Origin of the sequence: Nitrospira sp. KM1 (assembly GCF_011405515.1) — a bacterium.
Classification (GTDB): Bacteria; Nitrospirota; Nitrospiria; order Nitrospirales; family Nitrospiraceae; genus Nitrospira_C.
The window spans coordinates 2,522,720-2,548,488 of the sequence record NZ_AP022671.1; the positions used below are offsets into that span (position 1 = coordinate 2,522,720).

General features: G+C 59.1%; 19 protein-coding genes. All 19 read left to right on the top strand.

Annotated features, from left to right (window positions below; genetic code table 11):
- The first annotated feature begins 20 nt into the window (after positions 1-20).
- Positions 21-1,124: a sorbosone dehydrogenase family protein gene (locus W02_RS11685; RefSeq protein ID WP_197742001.1), complete on the top strand. Its 1,104-nt coding sequence runs from the start codon at positions 21-23 to the stop codon at positions 1,122-1,124.
- Between the two features lie 61 nt (positions 1,125-1,185).
- Positions 1,186-1,896, top strand: coding sequence for an SDR family NAD(P)-dependent oxidoreductase (locus W02_RS11690; RefSeq protein WP_173047882.1), 711 nt, complete (start codon positions 1,186-1,188; stop codon positions 1,894-1,896).
- A 12-nt stretch (positions 1,897-1,908) separates the two neighbouring features.
- Positions 1,909-2,331 (top strand): hypothetical protein, encoded by a 423-nt coding sequence (locus W02_RS11695; protein WP_173047883.1) that lies wholly within the window; start codon positions 1,909-1,911, stop codon positions 2,329-2,331.
- Positions 2,328-2,774, top strand: a complete 447-nt coding sequence (locus tag W02_RS11700) for a VOC family protein (RefSeq protein WP_173047885.1) — start codon at positions 2,328-2,330, stop codon at positions 2,772-2,774. Before W02_RS11695 ends, W02_RS11700 begins: the two co-directional genes overlap by 4 nt.
- A gap of 171 nt (positions 2,775-2,945) precedes the next feature.
- A complete protein-coding gene (locus W02_RS11705) occupies positions 2,946-4,091 on the top strand; it encodes an efflux RND transporter periplasmic adaptor subunit (protein WP_173047887.1) in 1,146 nt (381 codons plus the stop codon).
- A gap of 9 nt (positions 4,092-4,100) precedes the next feature.
- Complete coding sequence (locus tag W02_RS11710; RefSeq protein WP_173047889.1) at positions 4,101-7,265, top strand: multidrug efflux RND transporter permease subunit; 3,165 nt, start codon at positions 4,101-4,103, stop codon at positions 7,263-7,265.
- Positions 7,266-7,277: 12 nt separating this feature from the next.
- Positions 7,278-8,705 carry an efflux transporter outer membrane subunit gene (locus W02_RS11715; protein WP_232068530.1) on the top strand — a complete coding sequence of 476 codons (1,428 nt, stop codon included), beginning with the start codon at positions 7,278-7,280 and terminating at the stop codon, positions 8,703-8,705.
- A 136-nt stretch (positions 8,706-8,841) separates the two neighbouring features.
- Complete coding sequence (locus W02_RS11720) at positions 8,842-11,424, top strand: sigma 54-interacting transcriptional regulator (protein WP_173047891.1); 2,583 nt, start codon at positions 8,842-8,844, stop codon at positions 11,422-11,424.
- A 245-nt stretch (positions 11,425-11,669) separates the two neighbouring features.
- Positions 11,670-12,626, top strand: coding sequence for a VTT domain-containing protein (locus W02_RS11725; RefSeq protein ID WP_173047893.1), 957 nt, complete (start codon positions 11,670-11,672; stop codon positions 12,624-12,626).
- Positions 12,627-12,668: 42 nt separating this feature from the next.
- Complete coding sequence (locus W02_RS11730; RefSeq protein ID WP_173047895.1) at positions 12,669-13,649, top strand: TerB family tellurite resistance protein; 981 nt, start codon at positions 12,669-12,671, stop codon at positions 13,647-13,649.
- 116 nt (positions 13,650-13,765) lie between these two features.
- Positions 13,766-14,389 (top strand): TetR/AcrR family transcriptional regulator, encoded by a 624-nt coding sequence (locus tag W02_RS11735; protein WP_173047897.1) that lies wholly within the window; start codon positions 13,766-13,768, stop codon positions 14,387-14,389.
- The gene (locus W02_RS11740) at positions 14,386-15,510 is read left to right on the top strand and encodes an efflux RND transporter periplasmic adaptor subunit (protein WP_173047899.1); all 1,125 of its coding nucleotides are present in this window, start codon (positions 14,386-14,388) and stop codon (positions 15,508-15,510) included. The genes W02_RS11735 and W02_RS11740 overlap by 4 nt, the downstream gene beginning before the upstream one ends.
- Positions 15,511-15,551: 41 nt before the next feature.
- Positions 15,552-18,659: an efflux RND transporter permease subunit gene (locus tag W02_RS11745; RefSeq protein WP_173047901.1), complete on the top strand. Its 3,108-nt coding sequence runs from the start codon at positions 15,552-15,554 to the stop codon at positions 18,657-18,659.
- Positions 18,660-18,839: 180 nt separating this feature from the next.
- Positions 18,840-19,154, top strand: coding sequence for a hypothetical protein (locus W02_RS11750; RefSeq protein WP_173047903.1), 315 nt, complete (start codon positions 18,840-18,842; stop codon positions 19,152-19,154).
- A gap of 16 nt (positions 19,155-19,170) precedes the next feature.
- Entirely contained in the window at positions 19,171-19,311 is a 141-nt protein-coding gene (locus W02_RS11755; protein ID WP_173047905.1) for a hypothetical protein, read from the top strand.
- 17 nt (positions 19,312-19,328) lie between these two features.
- On the top strand, positions 19,329-20,510 hold the full coding sequence (locus W02_RS11760) for an efflux RND transporter periplasmic adaptor subunit (protein WP_173051463.1): 1,182 nt from the start codon (positions 19,329-19,331) through the stop codon (positions 20,508-20,510).
- 3 nt (positions 20,511-20,513) lie between these two features.
- Entirely contained in the window at positions 20,514-23,678 is a 3,165-nt protein-coding gene (locus tag W02_RS11765; protein WP_173047907.1) for a multidrug efflux RND transporter permease subunit, read from the top strand.
- Position 23,679: 1 nt separating this feature from the next.
- Positions 23,680-25,116, top strand: a complete 1,437-nt coding sequence (locus W02_RS11770) for an efflux transporter outer membrane subunit (RefSeq protein ID WP_173047909.1) — start codon at positions 23,680-23,682, stop codon at positions 25,114-25,116.
- Positions 25,117-25,124: 8 nt separating this feature from the next.
- A complete protein-coding gene (locus W02_RS11775; RefSeq protein WP_173047911.1) occupies positions 25,125-25,721 on the top strand; it encodes a nitroreductase family protein in 597 nt (198 codons plus the stop codon).
- Positions 25,722-25,769: the final 48 nt, after the last annotated feature.

The window sequence follows — 25,769 nt, forward strand, 5'->3', positions numbered from 1 at the left end:
GACACACTCAAGGTGCTTCTATGCTGAAGCTCGCCTGTGCAGTTGTTGTCTGTCTGATCATGAGCGCGTGCCGGCTCCATGCCGGGACGCTTCCTCTCGACAAGATCAAACTGCCTCCTGGTTTTGCCATAGCCATATACGCAGACAATGTTCCGAACGCCCGTGGCATGGTGCTCGGTCAGAGCGGCACGCTCTTTGTCGGAAGCAAGACAGGCGACGTCTATGCGGTGATCGACCACGATCATGATCATCGGGCTGACGAGGTCAAGATCATCGCCCGGGACCTCAATATGCCGGTTGGAGTCGCGTATCGTGACGGGTCGCTGTACGTGTCAGCGGTCGATCGCATCCTGCGTTTTGAGAGGATCGAGCAGCGATTATCGAAGCCATCGGAGCCGGTGGTCGTGACGGATCGCTTTCCCTCGGAGAAGGCCCATGGGTGGAAATTTATCGCCTTTGGTCCGGATGGGAAGCTGTACGTGCCGGTTGGAGCGCCGTGCAACATCTGTGAGCCTGATCCGGATCGCTATGCGCTGATCGGACGGATGAATCTCGATGGAAGCGGATATGAAGTCATCGCCCGAGGGGTCCGCAATTCTGTGGGGTTCGATTGGCATCCCGACACGAAGGACCTCTGGTTTACGGAAAATGGCCGTGACTGGCTGGGGGATGACCAACCGCCGGACGAGCTCAATCGCCTGTCGAGACCCGGGCAACACTTCGGGTATCCCTACTGTCATGGAGGCACAATCAGCGATCCCGAGTTCGGCAAAACGCGACCGTGCAACGAATTCACGGCCCCTGAGCTGATCCTCGGGCCGCATGTGGCCTCGCTGGGCATGCGGTTCTATACCGGCTCGATGTTTCCAGAAGAGTACCGGAACCGGATTTTCATCGCGGAACATGGATCTTGGAATCGGAAAAGCAAGATCGGATACCGGGTGACACTGGCCTCGCGTGATCAACAGGGAAAACTTCGCTACTCAGTATTTGCCGAGGGATGGCTGCAGGGTGAGACGTCCTGGGGACGGCCTGCCGACATCCTGGTCATGCCTGATGGAGCCCTGTTGGTCTCCGATGATTCAGCAGGAGTGATCTATCGAATCAGTTATCGGAAACCATAGCGCTGCCGGCGCGACGAATTGGGCTCTTCCCTCGATGAATGCCAGCAGCCACGGAGGCATAATGAAGAATGACAAGCGGGTAATCGTCATCGCAGGCGCCGCCGGAGGGCTTGGCCGTACCGTTGTCCCTGCGTTCACTGGAACGGGAACGCATGTCGTGGCGCTGAACCGGAGCGGCCCGCCATCCGTGAGCGAAGCATCCTCCTCTGTGCAGGTCGACGTGACGGATGAATCGGACGTTCGCCGGGCGGTCAACGACATCATAAAGAAGACGGGCCGCATCGACGTCATGATTAATCTTGTCGGGGGATTTGCAGTCGGGCGTGTCGTGGACACCGATGCATCACTCTGGCAACGGATGCTGGCCATGAATCTGACATCGGCCTTCTTGCTCTCGAAAGCCGTGCTTCCTCACATGGTGGATCGCGGGAGCGGCCGCATCGTGCACGTAGCGGCTTGGGCGGCGGTCGAGCCGTTCCCAGGAGCTGCCGCCTATATCGTCGCCAAGTCGGGTCTGCTCGCCCTGATCAACGTGATGGCGCTCGAAACGAAAGGCTCGGGAGTGACCGTCAACGGCGTGCTACCTGCCACCATCGATACTCCAGCCAACCGGACCAACATGCCCGAGGCTGATCCCTCCTCCTGGACCAAGCCGGAATCCATCGCCGGGACGTTGCTCTTCCTGGCTTCGGAAGCAGCCGACCAGATCAGTGGAGCGACTATTCCAGTCGGTACGAGAATCGGTGGAAAACAGGCGGCAAGAGAAAGGTGACAAGGCTGAATCATGGAATATCAGGGTCGCGTGAAGACTCATCTGTCCAAGCTGTCGCGAGCGCTCCTTCGTCTGCATAAGGCGTTGCTGGACGACGAACGGCAGTCCTATGAGCGCGTGCATGGCCGGATCGCCTCCAGCGGCGCCTTGCTGCAGCTCGTATTGGGGGATTCTTCGTTTGCCTGGCTGCGTCCGCTATCCCAACTGACGGCCAAACTCGACGAACTCGATGAGAGCAAGGAGCCGGAGGCATCGGCGCAAATCACTGCGGTGCTGGCTTCCATACGGACGCTGCTGACACCCATGGAAGAGGGAGAGGGATTCGGCAGGCGGTATTACAGCGCGCTGCAGCGGGAGCCCGATGTCGTGCTGGCGCATACGGAGGTCAAAGCGCTGCTTGGGCGACTGCCCGGACAAAAGGAGTCTGTCAGATGAAAGCACACTATCTCGGCCACATCGTGTTTTACGTCAAAGATCTCGAGCGGTCGCTGGCATTCTATCGCGACCTGTTGGGGTTCAAGGAAGTCGGGCGCGCCTTCAATGGGGCCGCGGCGGCTCTTACCTCCGGCCGTACGCATCACGAGTTTCTACTGATCCAAGTCGGAGATATCCCTGGTCCTCCGCCTGGCCGCCGCCGCGGGCTCTATCACATCGGCATCAAGATCGGAGACGGCCTCGATGAATTGCGTCTCGCAAAGCGGGAACTCGAACAGGCCGGGATCACGATTGATGGGATGAGCGATCATACGGTAAGCCAAAGCCTGTACCTTCGCGATCCGGACGGCAATGAAGTCGAGCTCTATGTGGATGCTCCCGAATCGACGTGGAAAAACGATCCTGCCGCGGTCCTCTCCCCGATCAAACCTCTCCAACTCTAACGACCGGCTCGATGAGCCCGCCTATGAACAACCTCGTGAGTATCGAGCGAGGCCTACTTGCTCTTCGAAGGAACCCTGAGGCATGCTCAACGACCAGCAACAGCCGAGACCGACGGGATGCCGGTTCACGCAAGGCCCGTGCGGGATATTGGGTGAACAACGGAGTGATCGATGGATAGGACTCTGATGCGCGTCAGCCCGTTTCGTATGCTGATTGGGTCGTGGCTCATGATTGCGGCCCTCGCATCCGGATGTAAAGGGGAAGCAGGGTCGGCTGCCTCCCGTCCGACCCCGGAAGTGCAGGTGGTCGATATTGCTCCTCAGACCGTACCGGATGAGCCTGAGCTGATCGGCCAGGCAGAGGCGTCCAGCATCGTCGAGATTCGGCCGCAGGTGACCGGTATCATGAAGCAACGATATTTCTCAGAAGGACGCGACGTCAAGAAAGGCGACCGCCTGTATGAGATCGATCCGGTGCCCTTCAAGGCCGCCGAGATCAGCGCCAAAGCGAGAGTGAGTCAGGCCGAGGCGCGCCTCGTCCAAGCCAAGCAGGACCTGGCGCGGGTGAAACCGCTCCTCGCTGAAGAAGCCGTCAGTCAAAAAGACGTCGACGACGCGATCGCGGAAAATCTCGCGGCCAAAGCCGCCTTGGAAGCGGCCAAGGGCGATCTCGTCAAAGCCCAATTCGATCTCGACAATACCCTCATCGTCGCCCCCATCGACGGCCTGATCGAGCGCACCCGCTTCTATCAGGGGCGATTGGTGACCGCTCAGACCGACCTTCTCACCATCATCCATCAAGTCGATCCGATGTACGTGATCGTCAGCGCCCCTGAAAGTTTTTTGTTGAAGCGCCGACGAGACATACTCTCTCGTCGCATCACGCACCCGGGAATCTACAAACTCACTGGCACAATCATCTTCGTCGATGGGACCACGTATTCCCACGAAGGGATCTTGGATTTTGCAGACGTCAGTTTACGGGCGGAAACAGGCTCACGGCAGGCCCGTGTCGTCTTTCCAAATCCTGATCGGGTGCTCTTGCCCGGTCAGTTCGTCACGGTACGGTTTCATGGAGTATCGAAGCCCAACACTATTCTCGTTCCGCAGCGGGCAGTTCAGCAGGGACCGAAAGGCCAGGTTGTCTATGTCGTCGGCAAAGACGATCAGGTGGAAGTCCGCGACGTGAAGGCGACCGATTGGCAGGGTGATCAATGGCTGATCGAAGAGGGCCTCCATCCGGGCGAACGAGTCATGGTGGAAGGATTCCAGCGCATCGCTCCGGGAACCAAAGTCAAGCCGGTAGCCGCCTCCTGACGACATACGATGAGCCTGAGCTTTTTCATCGACCGTCCGATTTTTGCGTCCGTTCTGTCCATCGTCGTCATCGTGATCGGTCTCGTGTCGATGCGGGCTCTCCCCGTTGCACAGTTTCCGCCGATCACCCCCCCGACGGTTCAGATCGAGGCCGATTATCCGGGCGCGAGCGCGGAAGTCGTGGCCGAATCGGTCGCCAGGCCGATCGAATTGCAGCTTCCCGGCATCGACAATCTTTTGTATTTCGATTCGACCAGCACCAACGATGGGCACGTGAGCATCCGGCTGACATTCCAGATCGGGACGGACGTGGACATCGCGCAGGTGCAGGCGCAAAACCGGGAAAAATTGGCAGAACCGCAGCTTCCGCCTGAAGTCATCCGTCAGGGCATCACCGTGAAGAAGATGTCTCCTGATCTCCTTACGGTCATCGTCTTGGAATCGGACGACCCGCGTCAGGATGCCTTTTTCCTTTCAAATTTTGCGATTCTGCGGATTCTCGACAACATCAAACGTTTGCCCGGTGTCGGTGACGCGTCGGTCTTCGGACAGCAGAATTACAGTATGCGTCTGATCCTCGATCCCGTCCGCATGGCTCAGCTCAGTCTGACGCCCTCCGATATCGCGACCGTCGTGCGCGAGCAAAACCGCGATTTTCCAGCCGGCACGATCGGCCGGGAACCAATGGTGACGGAGACGGAATTGACGCTTCCCCTCATTACGGAAGGACGGATGTCCGAGGTGCGCGAGTTCGAAGACATGATCGTCCGTGCACTGCCCAACGGATCCATGGTGCGGCTGAAGGATGTGGCGCGGGTCGAACTGGGGGCGCAGTCGTATGTGCTCGAGGGGCGGTACAAACGCAAGCCGACCGCATTGCTGTTGACCTTCCTTTCGCCGGGAGCCAACGCTCTGGAAACCGTCAAACGCATCCGGCAGGAAATGAGCAGCCTGACCAAGTTCTTCCCGGCCGGCGTCACCTACGACATTCCCTATGACACCACGCGGTTTGTCGAGGTCTCGATTGAGGAAGTGGTGGCGACGTTGCGCGATGCGATGATCCTCGTCTTGCTGGTCGTCTACCTGTTTCTGCAAAGCTGGCGAGCCACGCTGGTTCCGGCGATCGCGGTCCCCGTGTCTCTGATCGGCACGTTCGCCGGTATGGAGGCGCTCGGCTTCTCGATCAATACGCTCACGCTGTTCGGATTGGTGCTGGCCATCGGGATCGTGGTCGACGATGCCATCGTGGTCGTGGAAAACGTCGAGCGCCACATGGAAAACGGACTCTCTCCGAAGAACGCGGCCAAGAAAGCCATGGGCGAGGTAGCCGGTCCGGTCATTGCCATCGTCCTCGTGTTGTGCGCCGTCTTCGTGCCGGTGGGATTTCTCGGCGGCATTACCGGGCAGCTCTACAAACAGTTTGCCATTACGATTGCCGTTTCGGTGGCGATTTCAGGATTCGTGGCGCTGACATTGAGTCCTGCACTCTGCGCGCTGGTCCTCAAGCCGAGCCACGGACCTCGCAAAGGATTCTTCGGATGGTTCAACCGTGTGTTCGACCGCACGCAGCACGGATACTCTTCCACGGTGGCATTGGCGCTGCGCCACAGGATGTTGTCGCTGGCAGTATGCGGTCTGGTCATGGGGGCAGCCCTGCTGCTGTTCAAGCATATTCCGATGGCGTTCCTGCCCGACGAAGACCAGGGGTATTTCATCACCATTGTGCAGCTTCCGGACGGCGCCTCCAAGAAGCGGACCGATGCGGTCGTGGACCGGCTCGAAGAGTATTATCTGACGCTGCCGGCGGTCTACGGCACACAGGGCCTGTCCGGACAGAATTTCGTGTTCAACACACGGGGGACCAACACGGCCACCATGTTCATCCCTCTCAAGCTGTGGGATCAGCGGAAACAGAAACAGGACCATGTCAAATCTCTCATCGCCGGCGCATTCAAAGAGTTCGGAAAAATTCCCGGCGCGTTGGTGCTGGCGTTTAACGCCCCGTCGATCCGCGGTCTGGGAGCGACCGGGGGCTTTTCAGTCCAAGTTCAAGATCCCAGTGGGGGGGATTTCAAGGCGTTTGGTGCCATTGCCCAGAAATTCGTCGAAACCGCCAGGCAGGATCCGGCGATCGGATCGATCAGCACGAGCTTTCGCGTGAGCGCGCCGCGCGTGCACGCGAAGATCAACCGGGAACGGGCGAAAGCGCTGGGCGTGCCGATCTCGGAAGTGTTCGACACGCTGCAGGCCTTTTTCGGGAATCTCTACATCAACGACTTCGTGAAGTTCGGACGGGTCTACCGGGTGCAAACCGAATCTGAACCGCAATACAGGTCCCGTCCCGCCGATATCAGCAAGATCTACGTTCGGGCGTTGAACGGACAAAGCGCCTCGATGATTCCGCTTGATACTGTCGTGTCGACGACCTATTCAAGCGGACCCGATCCGGTCACGCATTTCAACGGGTTCAATACTGCGCTCGTGCTTGGCTCCGCAGCACCCGGATACAGTTCGGGTCAGGCGTTGGATGCATTGCAACGCGCGGCGGATGCCGAACTGGTCCCGAGCGGGTTCGACATCGACTGGAGCGGGATCTCGTATCAGGAACGCAAGGCCGGCACGCAGTCGGTTCTGGCGTTCGCGTTTGGCCTGCTCATGGTGTTTCTCGTGCTGGCGGCGCAGTACGAGAGCTGGACCGTGCCGTTTGCCGTCATCCTGGCCGTTCCGTTCGGCGTGTTCGGGGCGCTGACGGCCGTGTGGATGTCCGGCATGACCAACGATATCTATTTTCAGATCGGTCTGGTCACGCTCATCGGTCTGGCGGCCAAGAATGCCATTTTGATCGTGGAATTCGCGAATCAGCGCTATGAGCACGGGCTCTCACTGACAGAGGCGGCGATCGAGGCGGCGAGGCTGCGGTTCCGGCCGATTCTCATGACCTCGATGGCCTTCATCCTGGGCGTCGTCCCTCTCGTTCTCGCCAGCGGCGCGGGGGCGGCGAGCCGTCATTCGATCGGCACCGGGGTGTTCGGCGGAATGATCGCCGCGACGTTTCTGGCAATCGTGTTCGTGCCCTTATTCTTTGTGGTCATTCGGTCATTGAGCGGGCCCTCTACCGCTCCGGTCGGTCGGACCGACGGTCAGCATGCACCCCCGCCGGCCGGCGTCGTATAAGGAGAGCAGAACGTGCGTGGTCTTTGTGCAGCCATAGTCTCGGGTCTTCTACTCTCATGCGCCATGGGACCGGACTATTCACGGCCGGACATTCCGACGGCGGACTCGTTCCGCATGGCCGAGGAAGGCCATGATCTGCCGTCTCTTGCCAATATGCCGTGGTGGGAACTCTACCAGGATCAGGAGCTTCAAACCCTGATCAAGATTTCTCTGGAGGAGAATAAGGACCTCGAGCGCGCCGTCGCCACCGTCGAGGAATATGAAGCCCGGCTCTTCATTGCAAGAACCGATTTCGCTCCTCAAATGACCGGGACGGTCAACGCTCCCGTTGCGCGCCAAGGCGGCGTGCGTTTTCGGGGATTTCCGAACCCGTTCAACTACTATGTGCAGGGCAATCTGTCATGGGAAATCGATCTCTGGGGCCGCATCCGGCGGTCGAATGAAGCGGCGCGCGGTGATTTGCTAGCCCGCGAAGAAAACCGGCGTGCAATCATCCTGCAACTGGTCGGGGGGGTGGCGCAGGCGTACTTCGACTTGCGGCAATTCGATCTTCAACTGGAGATCTCGCAACGCACACTCCTCGCCTGGGAAGAGTCCGTCCGGATCGGCAAGGCGAGACATCGGCAGGGATTGATCAACCGGCTGGATGTCGATCAGTTCGAAGCCGAACGGGAAAATGCCGCGGCGCGCATTGCGGATCTCAAACGCCAGATGATCCAGAAGGAAAACGAATTGAGCATTCTCCTGGGAAGGAATCCCGGCCACATCCCCAGGGGCCAGACGTTGACCGAACAGATTATGCCCCCCGTGATCCCGGCCGGCCTGCCCTCGGAACTTCTGCAGCGCCGTCCCGATGTCGTCCAGGCCGAACAGCAACTGGCCGCTGCCACCGCGAGGATCGGGGCCGCAAAAGCCGATCGCTTTCCGAAAATCTCCCTGACCGGCATTCTAGGGATCGCCAACCCGAGTCTCTCGAAGCTCTACTTGCCCCAAGATTTGTTCGGTGCCCTTGGACCAGGGGTGACCGCGCCGTTATTGAACGCCCAGATTCTTGGATTCCAACAGGAGGCGACTCAAGCTCAGGAACGCCAGGCGTTGGCGCAGTACAAGCAGACGATTCTGGTAGCATTTCGAGAGGTGGAGGATGCCCTGGCCGGCGTGACCAACACGCGCGACCAGGCGTCGGCCCAGGAGCGACAGGTCAATGCCTTGCGGTCGGCTCTTCGTCTGGCCAATCTCCGATACAAGGGCGGACTTGCCAACTATCTCGACGTGCTCATTGCGCAACGCAGTCTGTTTGACGCGGAGCTCGCGCTGGTCGCGACCCGGCGGCTGTATCTGACGTCAGTGGTTCAGCTGTATAAGGCATTGGGCGGGGGTTGGTCTCCGGACGAGCATGGACGGGTGCAGCCAGTGAGCGCCACTACCGACGCTCAGTAGCGTCGACGCATGAACCGTCGCACGTCACGAGACCTTTCGCCGATTCTTTCCTTCTGCCTCATTGAGTGTATCCGCATACAAAGGAGGGATTTCCGCCTCTTGAGCCTCTTCGGACGATAGGCCATACTGCCTCTCTATGGAGAGGCCTTCCACATCGCCCTGCGAAACGCTGGCCGAGCGATACCAGGCGTTGCTGGAAGTCGCCGAATCTATCTCCAGGCACCGTGATCTCCGCGAGCTGTGCCGGGACCTTGCTCAACGTCTGCCTCGTGTCGTCCAGGTCAACTTCGTCTCCCTATCCCTCCATGATCCTGCGCGCAACATCATGCGGTTGCACACGATACAGGCGAATGTACCGGCCGATCTGATCGGCGGTCATGAGCAGCCGGTGGAAGACACCCCGAGCGGCGTCGTTTGGCAGACGCAACAACCCATTTTGGTTCCAGAGGTCAAAGAGGAGCGTCGGTGGCCGGGGGTCCTCGAGCGGATGAAAGAAGACGGGGTACGTTCGTTTTGCGTGGTTCCGCTGACGACGGCGGTCCGCCGCCTGGGAGCCATCGGGTTTTCGAGTTTGCAAAATCAGGCTTATGGCGAGGCGGATCTGGAGTTCCTCGGACAGGTCGGGAAACAGCTGGGTGTCGCCGTCGATAATGTGCTCCATCAACAGGACCTGGCGCATGATCGGGACCGCCTGCGCATGTTGTTGGAAGTGTCTGAGTCCATCGCCTCGTACGGCGATCTTGAACAGTTGTTTCAAGACCTTGCCCAGCGCCTTCCCAAGATCGTCCCGTTCGACTACATCAATGCAGTCCTGCACGATGAAAGCCTCAACGTCATGCGCTTGTGGTTGTTGGTCACGGCGGAGCCGAGCACGATCAGTCCAGGATTGGAGTTGCCGGTCGATGAGTCCCCGGGCGGGCTCGTCTGGAAAACGCAGGAGTCGCTGACGGTGAACGATGTGGCACAGGAGCGGCGGTTTCCAAAACTGATGGCCTTGCTTCGGGACAACGGTGTGGCATCGTTCTGCGTCGTTCCCCTGACGACTGCCCAACGCAAGCTTGGGGCCATGGGGTTCGGCAGCTTGCATCCGAAGACCTATGACGAAGCAGAGATCGATTTCATGCGGCAAGTGGCCAAACAGATCGCGGTCGCGGTGGATAACGCGCTGAATTCGAAGGCGGCGCTCGCCTATCAGCGGCAGTTGGCGCTGGAACGCGACCGGCAACGCCTGCTGCTCGAGGTCAACAACGCCGTCGTTTCTCACCTGGAATTGCGCGAGCTGCTGAAGGCAATTTCAACCTGTCTCAGGCGCGTCATGCCGCATGACCTCGCGGGGTTCGCCCTCTACGATCCCGGCACAGGCCAATTGCTGACGCATGCGCTGGACTTTCCGCGAAACCAGGACTTCATCGAGGCTGGTGTCGCCATCCCGCTCGAAGGAACCCCGGAGGGTCGTGCGTTCACGTCTCGGCAGGCCGTGCGTATCAAACACCTCAGTTTGAGTGAATTTCCCGCGGAGATCATCAAGCGAGCGGAACTGGAAGGTTTGAAATCAGGATGTGCGGTTCCTCTCATTTCCCATGGGCGGGTCCTCGGCACCCTGAGCGTCGTCAGCTTGCGGGACGATGCGTTCAGCACGGACGACGCCGAATTGTTGACCCAAATCGGGGCGCAGGTGGCCATTGCCGTAGAGAATGGCCTGGCCTACCGCGAAATCGCCGATCTCAAAGACAAGCTCGGGAAGGAGAAGCTCTACCTCGAAGACGAAATCCGCACCGAATACAATTTTGAAGAAATCATTGGAGAGAGCACGGCCCTCAAAAAGGTTCTGAAACAGGTCGAGGTGGTCGCCCCGACCGATTCGACCGTGCTGATACTGGGAGAAACGGGTACCGGAAAGGAACTGTTGGCACGCGCCATTCATAACCTGAGCGGACGGCGTGAGCGAACATTCGTGAAGATGAATTGCGCGGCGATTCCCACCGGCTTGTTGGAAAGCGAACTCTTCGGGCATGAAAAGGGCGCCTTCACGGGAGCCATCGCCACCAAGATCGGTCGCTTTGAGCTGGCGCATCAAGGGACGATTTTCCTCGATGAGGTAGGAGAGATCCCGTTGGATCTGCAGGTCAAATTGCTTCGTGTTCTGCAGGAGCAGGAATTTGAACGTCTTGGCAGTACGCGCACGATCAGGGTCAACGTGCGCGTGGTGGCGGCGACGAACCGGGATTTGTCGCGGATGGTGGAAGAGGGCGCCTTTCGTAACGACCTGTACTATCGATTGAATGTTTTCCCCCTGACGGTCCCACCGCTCAGAGATCGAATCGGAGATATCCCACCCTTAGTCCGCCATTTCGCTCAGAAATTTGCGTTGCGCATGGGGAAAGGCATCGAAACAATTCCCTCAGAAGCGATCAGGGCGCTCGAAGCCTATCCCTGGCCGGGAAACGTGAGGGAGCTCGAAAACTTCATCGAGCGGGCGGTCATTCTCTCTCAGGGGTCGGTGCTGCATGTATCATTGGCTGAGCTTCGTCCTCGAGGAGGCGGCAAGGTGCAACCAGCGGCAACGCTGGAGGCCGCCGAACGAGAGCATATTCTTCGCATACTTCGTGAAACCGGGTGGGTCATCGGAGGCGCTTCTGGCGCAGCGACCAGGCTGGGCATGAAGCGCACCACGCTTCAATCCAAGATGCAAAAGCTGGGCATTGCCCGTCCTTCCTAACTGTCTGCCCTTCTGTTCCATCCTCTACCGCTGGGGTCGCGCCGATGAATCGGCACGTGCCGAGATGTCGGCAGTCATTCATCGGCCTAGAGGAGCATCTTCGTCCCAGCCCATTCGGCAAGCCGATGGGTAATTCTCGGATTTTCGAGTGTTTAAACGTCTCCCAGTCGTCGTTGAACGCGGTGGAACGATCATTGCCACTGTCGAGGTCGAAACAGGCGTCGGCCCACGAATCGGAGATCAAAATGGATGCGGTGATCCAGTTTCTAGGCGGTCAAGGCGCGATGGTGCTCTTCGTCGCCATACTCGCAAAACAGATCGGCCTGCCCATACCCGCCGCACCCTTGCTGATTGCAGCGGGAGCGCTGGCAGGCAACGGGCAGTTGAGCCTGGGCATCGCCTTCGCCTCTGCGATGAGCGCCGCGCTCCTAGGAGATCACGTGTGGTACGAACTGGGCCGCCGTAAGGGCCGCGTGGTGCTGATGTGGCTCTGCAGGCTTTCATTTGAGGCGACTGCATGTGTTCGGAGGATGGAGGACATCTTCACACGGCACGGTATGCGCTCGCTGATCGCCGCGAAATTCGTTCCGGGTCTGAGCACCATCGCGCCTCCGCTGGCTGGAATCGTGGGGATGCGATCTGCTCACTATTTTTTCTATAACGCCCTCGGAACCGCGATCTGGATCGGTGCGGAGCTTGGACTCGGATATCTCTTGCGGGATCAACTTGATTGGCTGCAGGCGGTCACGTCTCAGATCGGACCGTTCCTCGCGGTACTCACTGTGGCGGCGCTTGGGAGCTATGTCGTTTTCAGGCTTGTTCGGCGACGATTTGTTGAAAGGTTGGTGCCCCGCATGACCGCCGAACGCGTGACTGAGAAACTCGCAGCCGGAGAGGATCTTTTCATTGTCGATCTCCGTTCACGGGAAGCTCGTCAGGATGAGGCGGGCATTCCAGGAGCCGTGGCTCTCTCCATTGAGAATCTGCTCGCGATGCGCAAGGATTTTCAAGATGACCGGGATACCATTCTTTATTGTGCCTGCCCGGGCGATGCGGCAAGCCTGTATGCGGCCTGGAAGCTCCGCGGTCAGGGGGTGACGCGCGTGTGGCCCTTGGCGGGCGGTCTGGGGGCCTGGCAAGCACTGCACAATCAACCGATGGCCGCGCACGGAATGCGAGATATTCATACGGTTGCGGCCTGACGGACGATCAGCCGGTACGACATAGCCAAAGGAGCCGATCACATGGAATTGCGATTACCTACACCGGAGCAAGCGTACTGGGGTTTGCGAGCCATGAAGACCGTGGCCCTTGCCGATGGCGTGCTGGATGAATCCGAGGCGCATATGCTGACTTCCATACAACGAATTCTGGGGACAGATCACCCGATCGATCAGCTCCCGTGTATCGATCCCGGGAAACTCGCACGCGAGCTTCAAGACCGCCAAATCCGGCAGCAGCTTGTCCAGGGCCTGATTATTGTGTCTTTGATCGATGGCAAAGCCGACGAACAGGAAACGGCATTGGTCGAACAATTCGCCCAGGCGTTAGAAGTGAAGGCCATAGAGGTTGAGGATCTCCGACACCTGCTGAAGGGGGAGATTCTCGCGCTCCGTCTTGACCTGGCGCGGAGGTTTTGGCTTCGGGACAAAATCAAGGAGATATGGAACGAGGAAGGAATTCGCGGTCTCTACAAATTTGTTCGAGGGATGATCGGGCAATACGAAGACCCGACGCTCGCAACACGGTATCAGGCCTTGGAACACTATCCCGAGGGATCCTTAGGGCGGACGTATTGGGAGTATTGCCGGCGCAACGGTTTTGCCCTTCCCGGAGAAAAGGGCGGAGCGGCGGAGCCGATTCTATTCCACGACTGCGCTCATATCCTGTCCGGATACGGAACTGATCCAGCGGGGGAAGTTCAGGTGGCATGTTTCAGCGCGGGATTTCAACGCCGCGATCCTTGGCTCTTCGTCTTCTTCGTCCTCCTGCAGTTTCACGTCGGGATCAGGATGACACCCATCACGCAGGCTCGCACGGGATTCTTTGATCCGCAAAAGGCGTTGATCGCGATCCGGCGCGGAGCAGCAATGAACGTGGACTTGAATTCGGGATGGGATTATTGGCCTGTGATGCGCGAGCAAGTCGAGGAATTGCGCCGACGGTACAATATTCCGTCGTTGGAAAGTTTCACACCCGCGAGCCACCATGTGTCCGCATCCTAATATTTCAAGAGGTTGTGGTGGAGGGGCGGCGATCCCCGGGTCTTTAGCGAAATCTATAAACACAGACCGTCCAGACGGTTGACAACAGACCGTCCGGACGGTTAGTCTTTGGCACGATGAAACGCGTCGATACAAAACTTCAGCAGCTTCTGCTCAACGCCGCCGAGGCCGTGGTCGCCCGTCAAGGCATTGCAAACCTGACACTCGACGCCGTGGCCGCCGAGGCCGGCATGAGCAAAGGGGGGCTCCTGCATCACTTTCCATCGAAAGATCGGTTGGTCGTCGCGCTCGTCACGCGTTGCGCGGAGGGTTGGCGGTCCTGCTATACGGAAGCGTACGCACGAACATCGGAAGGGCCTGGGCGCATGGCGCGCGCATTGTTGAGTCATTGTCTTTCGGATGCCAAGTGCTGGACTGAGGAATTGCGCCGCAGTTCCTCCGCCGTGTTCGCGGCATTGGCCCAGAATCCCGCCCTGATCGAACCGATGCGCGCCGTGTACGCGGATCTTCACCGCCGTCTAGCAGACGACGGGTTGCCGCCCGGTGTATCGGAGGCGGTCGCCGCGGCCATCGACGGTTTATGGTTAGACTGGGTGCTGGGATTCGTTCCGCTGGAACAAACCCGCGTCGTCCGTGTGCGCAAAGCCTTGGAGGATATGCTCGCACGAGCGAAGCCTGTTCACCGCTTGCCAAAACTCGTTCCTGCCCCCGCAAAACGTGTAGGAGGGCGTCGCGCATGACGGCACATCATTGGATGAAATCGTTGCTGCTTCTCCTGACGGTCGTGGTGCTCGGTATCGGCTTGGCGGCATGGAAATATACGTCTATCCAGGAAAATGCCGCGGCCTCGGCAAATCAGCCGGAACCGATGGAATCGGTCACCGCGGCTCCGGCTCGCGCGCTCGAACATCGGATGAGCGCGACCTCGATCGGGACGGTGCTCGCATTGCGTTCCATCAGTTTGCGTAACGAACTTCCGGGGACCGTGAAGGAAGTCACGTTGACGCCCGGACAGATCGTTGAAAAGGGAACGGTGCTGGTGGCGCTCGATGTGTCGGTCGAAGAGGCCGATCTGAAGGCGCAGCAGGCGCAAGCTGCTCTCGCGCAGGCCGTGCTCAAACGACGACAACATCTGCGACAGGATCTCGCGACGGCGCAGGAAGAAGTGGATCGGGCGCGTGCCGATCTCGACGTGGCCTTGGCCCAGATTGCGCGCACGAAGGCGATCATCGCCCGAAAAACGATCAGAGCACCCTTTCGCGCGAGGATCGGGTTGGCCGATGTGCATCCGGGGCAATATCTGAATGAAGGGAGTCAGCTCACGACGTTGCAGGGCGTTGACGACGCCGTACACATCGACTTCATGGTGGCGCAGCAGGTGGCGGCGGGACTGCGTGTGGGTGACAGCGTGGAGGTATTCTCCGCCGAGCAATCGGCGCCGGTAACCGCAAAGCTCGTTGCGATCGACGCACGGGTCGATCCGGCGACCCGCAATGCCATGATTCGCGCCAGAATTGAAGGTGCCAGTGGGACACCATCACCCGGATCGTCCGTCCGCGTCAGAGTCCCGGTCGGTCCGTCGAGGAAAGGTGTCGCCATTCCGGCTAGTGCGCTGCGAAAGGGGCCGGGAGGCGATCAGGTCTTCGTGATTACTCCGGACAAGGACGGCAATCCCCGGGCGTACGGACGGCAGGTGGAGACCGGCACCATGCTCGGTGAAGAAGTCGTCATTCTCGATGGTTTGCCGGCCGGCCAACTCGTCGCGACCTCCGGATCGTTCAAGCTCCGCGATGCCGTGCGCGTCATCATCGCCGATGCGGATGCGAAGAACGGACAGGACCACGGACCGGACGGACAATAACTGCGGATGCACCTGTAGACAAGCGAAGAAGAGACGAGAACATGCGTAGGTTCACCGACATCTTTATCAAGCATCCTGTCCTGGCGGTGGTCGTCAACCTCGTCATCGTGCTCGTGGGCTGGCGGGCGCTGACCGTCCTCCCTCTGCAGCAATATCCGAAAATCGAAAGTTCCTCGATCATTATCACCACGGTCTATTACGGAGCCGCGGCCGAGACGGTGCGCGGTTTTCTCACAACCCCGATCGAGCGGGTGGTGTCTGCGATCAGCGGGGTGGATTATCTGGAATCGACAAGCCGCGCCGGCGTCAGCACGGTCACCGTCCACCTGAAATTGAACCACAACAGCACGGCGGCACTCGCCGAAGTCACCGCGCGCCTGCAGCAGGTCCGCTCGGAACTGCCGCCGGAAGCGGAGCCCCCCGTCGTCGAAGTTCAACGGGCCGACCGGCCGTATGCATCGTTCTATCTCAGTTTCACGTCGTCGGAACGGAGCGTCCCGGCGGTGACCGATTGGCTTGTCCGAACTCTGCAGCCGCAACTGGCCACGCTTGCCGGCGTGCAACGGGTCACCATCGAAGGCGGGCGGCAGATTGCCATGCGCATCTGGATCGATCCCGACCGCCTCGCCATGTTCAATCTTTCGCCGGGAGACGTGCAGGCGGCCTTGCGGCGCAACAATTACCTGGCCGCCGTCGGACGCACGAAGGGCAATCAGGTCCAGGTGAATCTGCTGGCGAACACCGACCTGCGTTCCACCGAGGAATTCGAACATCTGATCGTCGCTGATCGCGGAGGCGCGATCGTTCGGTTGAGCGATGTGGCGCGAGTCGAGTTGGGGGCCGAAGAGGCCGAGATGGTCGCCAAGTACGGCAAGACCGAGGGTGTCTATCTGGGGGTATGGCCGTTGGTCGGTTCGAACGAGATCGAGGTCGCGCACCGCCTGCGTGATGAAATGGAGCGCATCAGACCGACCCTGCCCAAAGACATCGACATGCGGTTGGTCTGGGACGGAACGATGTTCATGGAAAACGCGTTGAAGGAGATTACCAAAACACTCGGTGAGACGATTTTAATCGTCGCCGTCGTCGTCTTCCTCTTCATGGGTTCGGTGCGCACGGCGCTCGTCCCATTGGTGGCCATGCCCATTTCGCTGGTTGGCGCGGCCATCTTCATGTACACGTTCGGCTTCAGTTTGAATCTTCTGACCATTCTGGCCATCGTCCTGTCGGTTGGGCTGGTGGTCGACGACGCGATCGTCGTCGTCGAAAACGTCGAGCGCCATGTCCGACTGGGCAAATCCAGAATCGAGGCCGCATTGGTCGGCGCCCGCGAACTGGTCGGCCCAATTATCGCCATGACGATCACGCTGGCTGCGGTCTACGCGCCGATCGGCTTTCAGGGCGGATTGACGGGTTCGCTCTTCTTGGAATTTGCGATCACACTGGCCGCCGCCGTGGTGCTTTCCGGCATCGTGGCGGTGACGCTGTCTCCTGTGATGAGTTCGCGTTTCGTCCATGCTCAGGGAGAGGAAGGCCGCTTTACCAAATTCGTCAATGGTGCGTTCGAGCTGGTGCGTCGGCTGTACGCCCGGATGCTCGATGCGGCGCTTGAAATGCGCTGGGCGATCGTCGCAGCCTCGTTGCTGGTCATGGTGGCGGCTTGGCCGCTCTACATGTTTTCCAAGCAGGAACTCGCGCCAGTCGAGGATCAGAGCCACATCAGTCTGTTTCTCGAAGCCTCGCCGGATTCGACCTTGGAGGCGAGCAACCGGGACACGATGAAGGTCGTGGATGCGGTCACGGCATTTCCGGAAGCGCGATTCATGTGGTCGTTGACGACGGCTTGGGGCGGGTTTGGCGGCATGGTGGCCAAGGACTGGCACGAGCGGACCCGTTCGACGGAGGAACTGTTCGGACAGGTCTTCGGCGCGGTGTCGCAGGTCCCGGGGCTGCGGGTCTTTCCCCGACTCGATCCCCCGCTGCCGACGCCCGGTCAATACGATGTCGAACTGGTGCTGCAGAGCGATGCCCCGGTAGGACAGATGATGGAAACGGCCGGGGCGGTTCTCGGAGCCGGTTGGCAAAGCGGCAAATTCTTGTATGTCGATACCGATCTGAAAATCGACTTGCCGGAAGCCCGAGTGGTTCTGGATCGGGAGCGGCTCGCGGATCTTGGATTCGATCTGGCCGGTGTCGGGCGTGAACTCGGCACGCTGCTCGGCGGTGCGTACGTCAATCGGTTCAATTTCTTCGATCGCAGCTATAAAGTGATTCCGCAGATCGGTGATCGAGACCGGGCAACGGTCGGACCGCTGCTCGATCTCAAAATCAAGACGCCGGGCGGGCAACTCGTTCCCGTATCGACCTTTACGCACATAGAGTCGAGTACGGCGCCGCGCACCTTGAACCGGTTTCAGCAGCGCAACGCCGTGAGAATTTTCGGCGGAGTCAAGCCGGGCGTGACGAAGGACGAAGGGTTGCGGGTGCTCGAACAGGCAGTCGGTTCGACGGGGGGCTCGCGCGTGGTGCTCGATTATGCCGGCGAATCACGGCAGATCCGTCATGAAGGATCCGCTCTCACGGTCACACTCGGCTTCGCCATCGTCCTGATTTATCTGGTCCTGGCTGCGCAATTTCAGAGTTTTCGCGATCCGCTGATCGTCCTGCTCGGCTCAGTACCGCTGGCGATCTCGGGAGCGTTGGTCTTCAGTTTTCTCGATCTCACCACCATCAACATTTATTCACAGGTCGGGTTGATCACTCTTGTGGGATTAATCGCTAAAAACGGCATTCTCATCGTAGAGTTTGCCAACACGCTCCAGGCCCGTGGCCTGCCCAAGATCGATGCGTTGCGTGAAGCGTCGGTGACCCGGCTACGACCTGTACTGATGACCTCCGCGGCCACCGTCTTTGGCCATCTTCCTTTGGTGCTCGCCACCGGGCCCGGAGCGGCGGCGCGCAATAGCATCGGAGCCGTACTCGTCACCGGCATGACGGTGGGAACGCTGTTTACGCTGTTCGTCGTACCGGTGTTCTACTCGCTGATCGCCGCACAGCATCAACCGGACCGCCCGAATGTCGCCACGGGCGACGTTCGGCCGAGATCAACCGGCCATCCGGTTCCCACACCCTCCTTTGTAGAAACGTAACGCGGTCGCTGCCGACGTCTCGGCTCGTGCCGAGATATCGGCAGTCCCGATTCGTCACATTAAGCATGGCTTAGATATAAGTCTTGATTCATGATAATTTTCAATATTTTAGGAGAAGGCTCTTTATTCATGGCAAGGAACGGGCTTTGCCATGGCCAGGTATTAGATAAGGAGCTGACGATGCTAAAAATAAGTGAACGACAGGAGAAGGACGAAGGTCCCATTTCTCTGATTCTTGAAGGGCGCCTCGCCGGTCCATGGGTGGGAGAAGCCGACCTCTATTGGGGCCGTATCGCTGCTGCCCAGCGAAGTCACGCAGCGGTCGATTTGAGCGGTTTGACTTTCGTCGATGCGGACGGCAAGGCGCTCCTCACTCGAATGTGGCAAGACGGAGCCCGGTTATCCGCGACCGGATGTTTAATGAGATGTCTTGTCGAGGAAATTACCGGAAAAGGTCAGAAACGGTCAGACCTAACCAAGCAGTGTTCGGATTAACTTCTCGGAGGTGATCATGGAATCGATCACAGCAATCACCCTGACAATTGCTTTACAGGTGTCGATCATTTTCATTGCGGGTCTTTCATGGTGCTATGCGGCGTTCAAAGTGGCCCGTGCAGCACACAATAGGAAACTGCGACGGGACCTCGAATGATGAACACACGCGTGAAGATGATAGGTCCCGGCGTTCAGCCGCGCATGCTGATGCTCGCGGTGGCCGTGGTTCTTGGACTGAGCGGTTGCAGGCAGGAGGCCGGCTCTGCCCCCCCGCAGCAGCTGCCTCAGGTTGAGGTGGTCACCGTGACGACACAGACGGTGCCCGATGAGCCGGAATTTATCGGCCAGGCGGAAGCCTCGCGCCCCGTGGAGATCCGATCGCAGGTCACAGGCATTTTGAAGGCCGTGCTCTATCCCGAGGGGCGCGATGTGAAAAAGGGAGACCGGCTGTATCAAATCGATCCGGTTCCATTTCAAGCGGCCGCGGCCGGCGCCAAGGCCAAGATCGCGCAAGCCGAGGCAAAGGTCGTTCAGGCAAAGCAGGATCTTGCGCGAGTCAAGCCCCTCTTGGCCGATCAGGCCGTGAGTCAGAAAGATGTCGACGATGCCATTGCCGCGGATCTCTCAGCCAAGGCTGCGGTTCAAGGTGCCAAGGCCGATCTGATCAAAGCTCAATTCGATTTGGACAATACGCTGATCATCGCGCCGATCGCCGGGTTGATCGAGCGAAGCCGCTACTACGAAGGCCGTCTGGTCTCGGCTCAGACCGATTTGCTGACCACCATTCATCGTGTCGATCCGATGTACGTTGTCGTGAGCGTTCCGGAGACGTTCCTTTTGAAACGTCAGCGCGATATCGAGCAAAAGAAGATCGAACATCCCGGCGTCTATCAACTGCGGGGCGTCCTGAAGCTGATGGACGGGACTCTTTATCCGCAGGAAGGTGTGCTGGATTTGATGGAACCAGGCTTGCGGACGGAGACCGGATCGCGCCAGGTGCGCATGACATTCGCCAATCCGAAACGAGCGTTGCTGCCCGGTCAGTTCGTCAACGTGAAATTCAAGGGAGATGCAAAGCCCAACGCGGTCCTCATCCCGCAGCGCTCGGTCCAACAAGGTCCCCAGGGGCCGTTCGTCTATGTGGTCGGTCCGGAGGACAAGATCGAAATCCGAAATGTCCAGGCTTCGGCCTGGCAGGGTGACCAGTGGCTCATCGATTCGGGGTTACAAACAGGCGAACGCGTGGTCGTCAACGGGTTGATGAAGATTGGACCTGGCGCTCTCGTCAATGCCGTGCCTCTTGGAGCGGTGCCATCGACTGAAACGGCCCCTCCCACCGAACCGAAACAGGGATGAGCCGTGACTTCACACGTCTTCATTGATCGGCCGATTCTGGCCTCCGTCGTATCCATCATCATCGTCGTCATGGGACTGCTTGCCGTGCAGTTTTTGCCGATTGCGCAGTTTCCTGAAATCACCCCACCGGTGGTGCAGATCGATGCGGACTATCCCGGCGCCAGCGCGGAGGTCGTCGCAGAATCTGTCGCGCGGGCGATCGAGGTCCAGTTGCCGGGGATCGACAACCTCGTCTACTTTGACAGCACGAGCAGCAACGACGGCCATGTGACCATCAAGTTGACGTTCGAAATCGGGACCGATCCGGACATCGCGCAAGTCCAAACCCAGAATAGAGAAAAATTGGCGGAGCCCCAGCTGCCTCCAGAGGTGATCCGGCAGGGCGTCAGTGTCAAGAAGATGTCTCCTGATCTGGTGGCCGTGATCGCGCTCAAGTCCACCGATCCGAATCACGACGCGGTCTTCCTGTCCAACTACGCCATCTTGCGTTTGGTCGACAACGTGCGTCGCGTCAAGGGAGTCGGAGATGCGATGGTGTTTGGACAGCAGAACTACAGCATGCGCATCATCCTGAATCCGCTGCACATGGCCAAACTGGGACTGACGCCGACGGATATCGCTGCCACCATCCGCGAGCAAAACAGGGACTATCCGGCCGGCACCATCGGACGCGAGCCAGCTCCAAAGGGTACCGAGATGACCATTCCGGTGATCACGAAGGGCCGGCTGACCGAGGTCCAGGACTTTGAAGAGCTGATCGTCCGCGCGATGCCGGACGGCTCGCTCGTGCGTTTGAAAGACGTGGCACGCATCGAGCTCGGCGCACAATCGTATGCGCTCGAGGGGCGATGGAACAGTAGCCCGACGACCTTCATTGTCACGTTTCTCGCCCCCGGGGCGAACGCCCTGGATACCGTGCGGCGCACGCGTGCGGAGATGGACTCGATGGCGAAGAGCTTCCCTCCCGGCGTCTCCTACGATATTCCTTACGACACCACGCGGTTCATCGAGGTCTCGATCAAGGAGGTCGTCAAAACGCTTCTGGAGGCCATGGTGCTGGTCGTACTGGTGGTCTATGTGTTTTTGCAGAGCTGGCGGGCCACGATTATTCCCACCGTGGCAGTCCCTGTGTCGCTGATCGGCACGTTTCTTGGTCTTTATGTCCTGGGCTTCTCGATCAACACCATTACCCTTTTTGGCATGGTCCTCGCCATCGGGATCGTCGTCGACGATGCCATTGTGGTTGTCGAAAACGTCGAACGTCATATGCGGGAAGACCGTGTGTCCCCCAAAGAAGCGGCAAAACGGGCGATGAGTGAGGTGACCGCCCCGGTCATTGCCATCGTGCTGGTGCTGGTGTCCGTGTTCGTTCCGGTGGGATTCGTAGGCGGCATCACCGGTCAGCTTTACAAGCAATTTGCCGCTACGATCGCAATTTCAGTGACATTTTCAGGGTTCGTCGCCTTGACGCTCAGCCCGGCCCTATGCGCCATGGTCCTCGTGCCGCAGCATGGCGAACGGGGAAGATTTTGGGTCTGGTTCGACCGAGTATTCGGCAAAACGCAACATGGCTACACGAGCATTGTCGGAAGCCTGGTGCGAAGGCCTTTCCGTGTAATGCTGGTATTCGGCGTATTGCTCCTGTTCACGTTTGGAATGTTTAACACCCTGCCGCGCAGCTTTTTGCCCGAAGAGGACCAGGGATATTTCATCGTCGTGGCTCAATTGCCGGATGGTGCGTCCAAGCAGAGGACGGATGCGGTGTTGGATCGGATCGAGCGGTTTCTGCAGGCTAATCCTGCCGTGCATTCGACCGACGCCATGTCGGGGCAAAACTTTGTATTCGGAACGAGGGGACCGAATTCGGCCACCATGTTCGTGCCGCTGCATTTGTGGGATGAGCGGAAGGAGCCGCAATTTCATGTGAAGTCGCTGATCGGCCAGGCGTTCGGGGAATTCGCCAAGATCCCGGAAGCGCTGCTCTTGGCCTTCAATGCGCCGTCGCTCCGCGGAGTTGGAACGGTCGGCGGTTTCTCGGCACAGCTCCAAGACCCCGGAGGCGGAGATTTCAAAAAGTTTGCGGTGGTCGCTCAACAATTCATCGAGCGGGCGAAGAAGGAACCGGCCATCGGTCAGGTCGGAACCAATTTCCGCGTTTCGGCTCCACGGCTCTATGCCCATGTGAACCGGGAACGTGCCAAGTCTCTTGGTGTGCCGATCTCGGATATCTTCGATACGTTGCAGGCCTACTTCGGCACATACTACATCAACGACTTTCTCAAATTCGGCCGCATCTATCATGTACAGACCGAAGCCGACGCGGAGTTCCGTTCGACGCCGCAGGATATCGCGAAGATCTACGTGCGGGCCCAGAATACACAAGGTATGCACATGATTCCGCTCAATACGGTCGTGACAACGGAATATCAGAGCGGACCGGATCCCGTGAATCACTTCAACGGCTATAACACCGCGCTGGTGCTCGGGTCTGCCGCTCCCGGCTACAGCTCCGGCCAGGCTCTTGAGGCCCTCGACCACGTCGCGAAAGAAGTGTTGGAACCCCAAGGGTATGCGATCGATTGGAGCAATATCTCCTTTCAGGAACGTCGCGTCGGCGGGCAATCAAATGTCGTGTTCATCATCGGCCTCTTGATGGTGTTTCTGGTCCTGGCCGCCCAATTTGAGAGCTGGGTGGTCCCCTTCGCCGTGATTTTGGCCGTACCGTTCGCCATTTTCGGCGCCCTCGCCGCCGTCTGGGTCAGAGGGTTTACCAACGACATCTACTTTCAGATCGGGCTGGTCACGTTGATCGGTCTGTCAGCCAAGAACGCCATCCTGATCGTCGAATTCGCCAACACCCGCTACGAAGCCGGACGTCCGCTGCTCGATGCCGCCATCGAAGCGGCGCGCCTCCGGTTCCGGCCCATCATCATGACGTCCATGGCCTTCATCTTCGGGATGTTCCCGTTGGTCGTGGCTACGGGAGCAGGCGCCGCCAGCCGGCAGTCGATCGGAACGGGCGTACTGGGCGGCATGTTGGCGGCCACGTTCCTTGCCATCTTTTTCGTGCCGCTATTCTATGTTGTCGCCCGCCGATTGACTGCCCGGAAGCCGGTGAGGGCAGTGAATGAGCAGGTATTGCCGATGCTTCCGGAAGGAAAGGGCTAACATGAGAGCTTCAATTATCGCGTGTGTATCGGTGCTCCTGGTGTCCTGTGCGGTGGGCCCGGACTATGAGCGCCCCAAAGGCGATACCACCACTACGGATCATTTCCGCATGGCCGAAGGACCGGAGGCGGCTTCTCTCGCCAATCTACCCTGGTGGCAGCTTTTGAAGGACGAGCAGCTTCAGACGCTGGTCCGCACGGCTATTGAAGAAAACAAAGACCTGCGGCGTGCGGTCGCGACCGTTGAGGAATATCAAGCCCGTGCGTTCATCGCCCGGTCTGATTGGCTTCCTCAGATGAATGTGTCTGCCAGTGCGCCCTCGTTCGGACGCAAAACCGTCTTCTTGTTTCCCGGTTTCGCCAGTCCATTCAACTACTATATTCAGGGCAGTCTGAACTGGGAACTCGACCTCTGGGGTCGAATCAGACGGTCGAACGAGGCGTCGCGGGCAGATCTGCTTTCCAGAGAGGAAAATCGGCGCGCAGTCATCTTGCAGCTTGTGAGCGGGGTGGCCGAGAGTTACTTCAATCTGTTGCAATTCGACACGCAGCTCGAGATCGCCAAGCGCACGCTCCAGTCCTGGGAAGAGTCGGTCCGGATTGCCCAGGCCCGTCTGCGCCAAGGCATGACCTCCAAACTGGATGCTGATCAATTCGAGTCGGAGCGGGCCAATGCCGCAGCTAGAATAGCTGAATTGGAACGTCAGATGGTCCAGACCGAAAATCAGTTGAGCATTCTCTTGGGACGCAGGCCCCATGCCGTGCCCCGCGGGAAATCGCTCGCCGAACAGGTCATGCCGCCGGAAGTTCCGCCCGGCCTTCCGTCTGAATTGTTGCAGCGGCGACCGGACATCTTACAGTCGGAACAGCTCTTGGCCGCCGCAACGGCCCGCATCGGCGCGACGAAGGCGGAACGGTTTCCGAAGATTTCTCTCACCGGCTTACTGGGCGTCGCGGATCCGGGCCTGAAAAATCTCTTTACCGATCCCTCATCATTTGCAGTCGCAGGAGCCGGGCTCACCGCACCGCTGTTCAACGCTCAGATCCTGGGTTTTCAACAGGACGCCGCGGAAGCACAAACGAAGGAGGCCATCGCCCAATACGAGCAATCGGTCCTCATCGCGTTCAGGGAAGTCGAGGATGCATTAATTGCCGTGCGAACATCCCGTGTCCAAAATGAAGCGCAACAGCAGCAAGTCAATGCGCTCCAGTCTGCGCTCCGGCTGGCGGAATTGCGATATAAAGGCGGGCTGGCCAACTACCTCGATGTGTTGGTGGCGAGACGAAATCTGTTTGAAGCCGAGTTGGCCATGACGAGTTCTCGGCGTCTGCAACTGGTGTCGGTTGTTCAGCTGTACAAGGCGCTGGGCGGCGGGTGGTCCCCGGAGGTGGCTGCGACTAAGGAGAGGAAAGATCCTGGGGAGAAGAAGGAAGGGTAATTCCTTGAATGGAAAAACCGGCAGACACGCACCACCCCATCCATGATTTGCTGCGGCGACGTTGGAGCCCGCGCGCCTTTGCGGACCGACCGCTGGAACCAGACAAGCTCAAGAGCCTGTTCGAAGCCGCACGCTGGGCCCCTTCCTCAAACAACGAGCAGCCATGGCGGTTTATTGTGACCGATCGCAAAGAGAATCGGGACGATTTCGACCGGCTGTTCGCCTGTCTCAGCGAAGGAAACAAAAAATGGGTTCATCTGGCCCCTGTGCTGATGCTTTCCGTAGCCAGTTTGAATTTCGAGGACGATGGCAAGCCGAATCGGCATGCGATGCACGACACCGGTCTGGCGGTTGAAAATCTCGTGTTGCAGGCAACGGCGCTTGGGCTTCAAGCTCATCAGATGGCCGGCTTCGATGTCGAACGGGCGCGAACAGATTGCGGGATCCCTCCTGGGTTCGAACCGGTCGCGATGATCGCGGTGGGTTACCCCGGTGATCCGGCTGTGCTGCCCGAGTATTTGCAGGAGCGGGAACGCAAGCCTCGCGAGCGAAGACCGATCGGAGAGTCCGTGGTCTCCGGCCAATGGGGCCGGCGTTTCGATTGATCCTTTCACCGTGATCATCCATCTTCCTGCCGTCCAGCATCTCGCCGC

Bases quoted from the DNA above. Each gene is read 5' to 3' on its own strand.
- W02_RS11685 (WP_197742001.1), top strand. From the start codon at position 21: ATGCTGAAGCTCGCCTGTGCAGTTGTTGTCTGTCTGATCATGAGCGCG.
- W02_RS11690 (WP_173047882.1), top strand. From the start codon at position 1,186: ATGAAGAATGACAAGCGGGTAATCGTCATCGCAGGCGCCGCCGGAGGG.
- W02_RS11695 (WP_173047883.1), top strand. From the start codon at position 1,909: ATGGAATATCAGGGTCGCGTGAAGACTCATCTGTCCAAGCTGTCGCGA.
- W02_RS11700 (WP_173047885.1), top strand. From the start codon at position 2,328: ATGAAAGCACACTATCTCGGCCACATCGTGTTTTACGTCAAAGATCTC.
- W02_RS11705 (WP_173047887.1), top strand. From the start codon at position 2,946: ATGGATAGGACTCTGATGCGCGTCAGCCCGTTTCGTATGCTGATTGGG.
- W02_RS11710 (WP_173047889.1), top strand. From the start codon at position 4,101: ATGAGCCTGAGCTTTTTCATCGACCGTCCGATTTTTGCGTCCGTTCTG.
- W02_RS11720 (WP_173047891.1), top strand. From the start codon at position 8,842: ATGGAGAGGCCTTCCACATCGCCCTGCGAAACGCTGGCCGAGCGATAC.
- W02_RS11725 (WP_173047893.1), top strand. From the start codon at position 11,670: ATGGATGCGGTGATCCAGTTTCTAGGCGGTCAAGGCGCGATGGTGCTC.
- W02_RS11730 (WP_173047895.1), top strand. From the start codon at position 12,669: ATGGAATTGCGATTACCTACACCGGAGCAAGCGTACTGGGGTTTGCGA.
- W02_RS11735 (WP_173047897.1), top strand. From the start codon at position 13,766: ATGAAACGCGTCGATACAAAACTTCAGCAGCTTCTGCTCAACGCCGCC.
- W02_RS11740 (WP_173047899.1), top strand. From the start codon at position 14,386: ATGACGGCACATCATTGGATGAAATCGTTGCTGCTTCTCCTGACGGTC.
- W02_RS11745 (WP_173047901.1), top strand. From the start codon at position 15,552: ATGCGTAGGTTCACCGACATCTTTATCAAGCATCCTGTCCTGGCGGTG.
- W02_RS11750 (WP_173047903.1), top strand. From the start codon at position 18,840: ATGCTAAAAATAAGTGAACGACAGGAGAAGGACGAAGGTCCCATTTCT.
- W02_RS11755 (WP_173047905.1), top strand. From the start codon at position 19,171: ATGGAATCGATCACAGCAATCACCCTGACAATTGCTTTACAGGTGTCG.
- W02_RS11760 (WP_173051463.1), top strand. From the start codon at position 19,329: ATGATAGGTCCCGGCGTTCAGCCGCGCATGCTGATGCTCGCGGTGGCC.
- W02_RS11770 (WP_173047909.1), top strand. From the start codon at position 23,680: ATGAGAGCTTCAATTATCGCGTGTGTATCGGTGCTCCTGGTGTCCTGT.
- W02_RS11775 (WP_173047911.1), top strand. From the start codon at position 25,125: ATGGAAAAACCGGCAGACACGCACCACCCCATCCATGATTTGCTGCGG.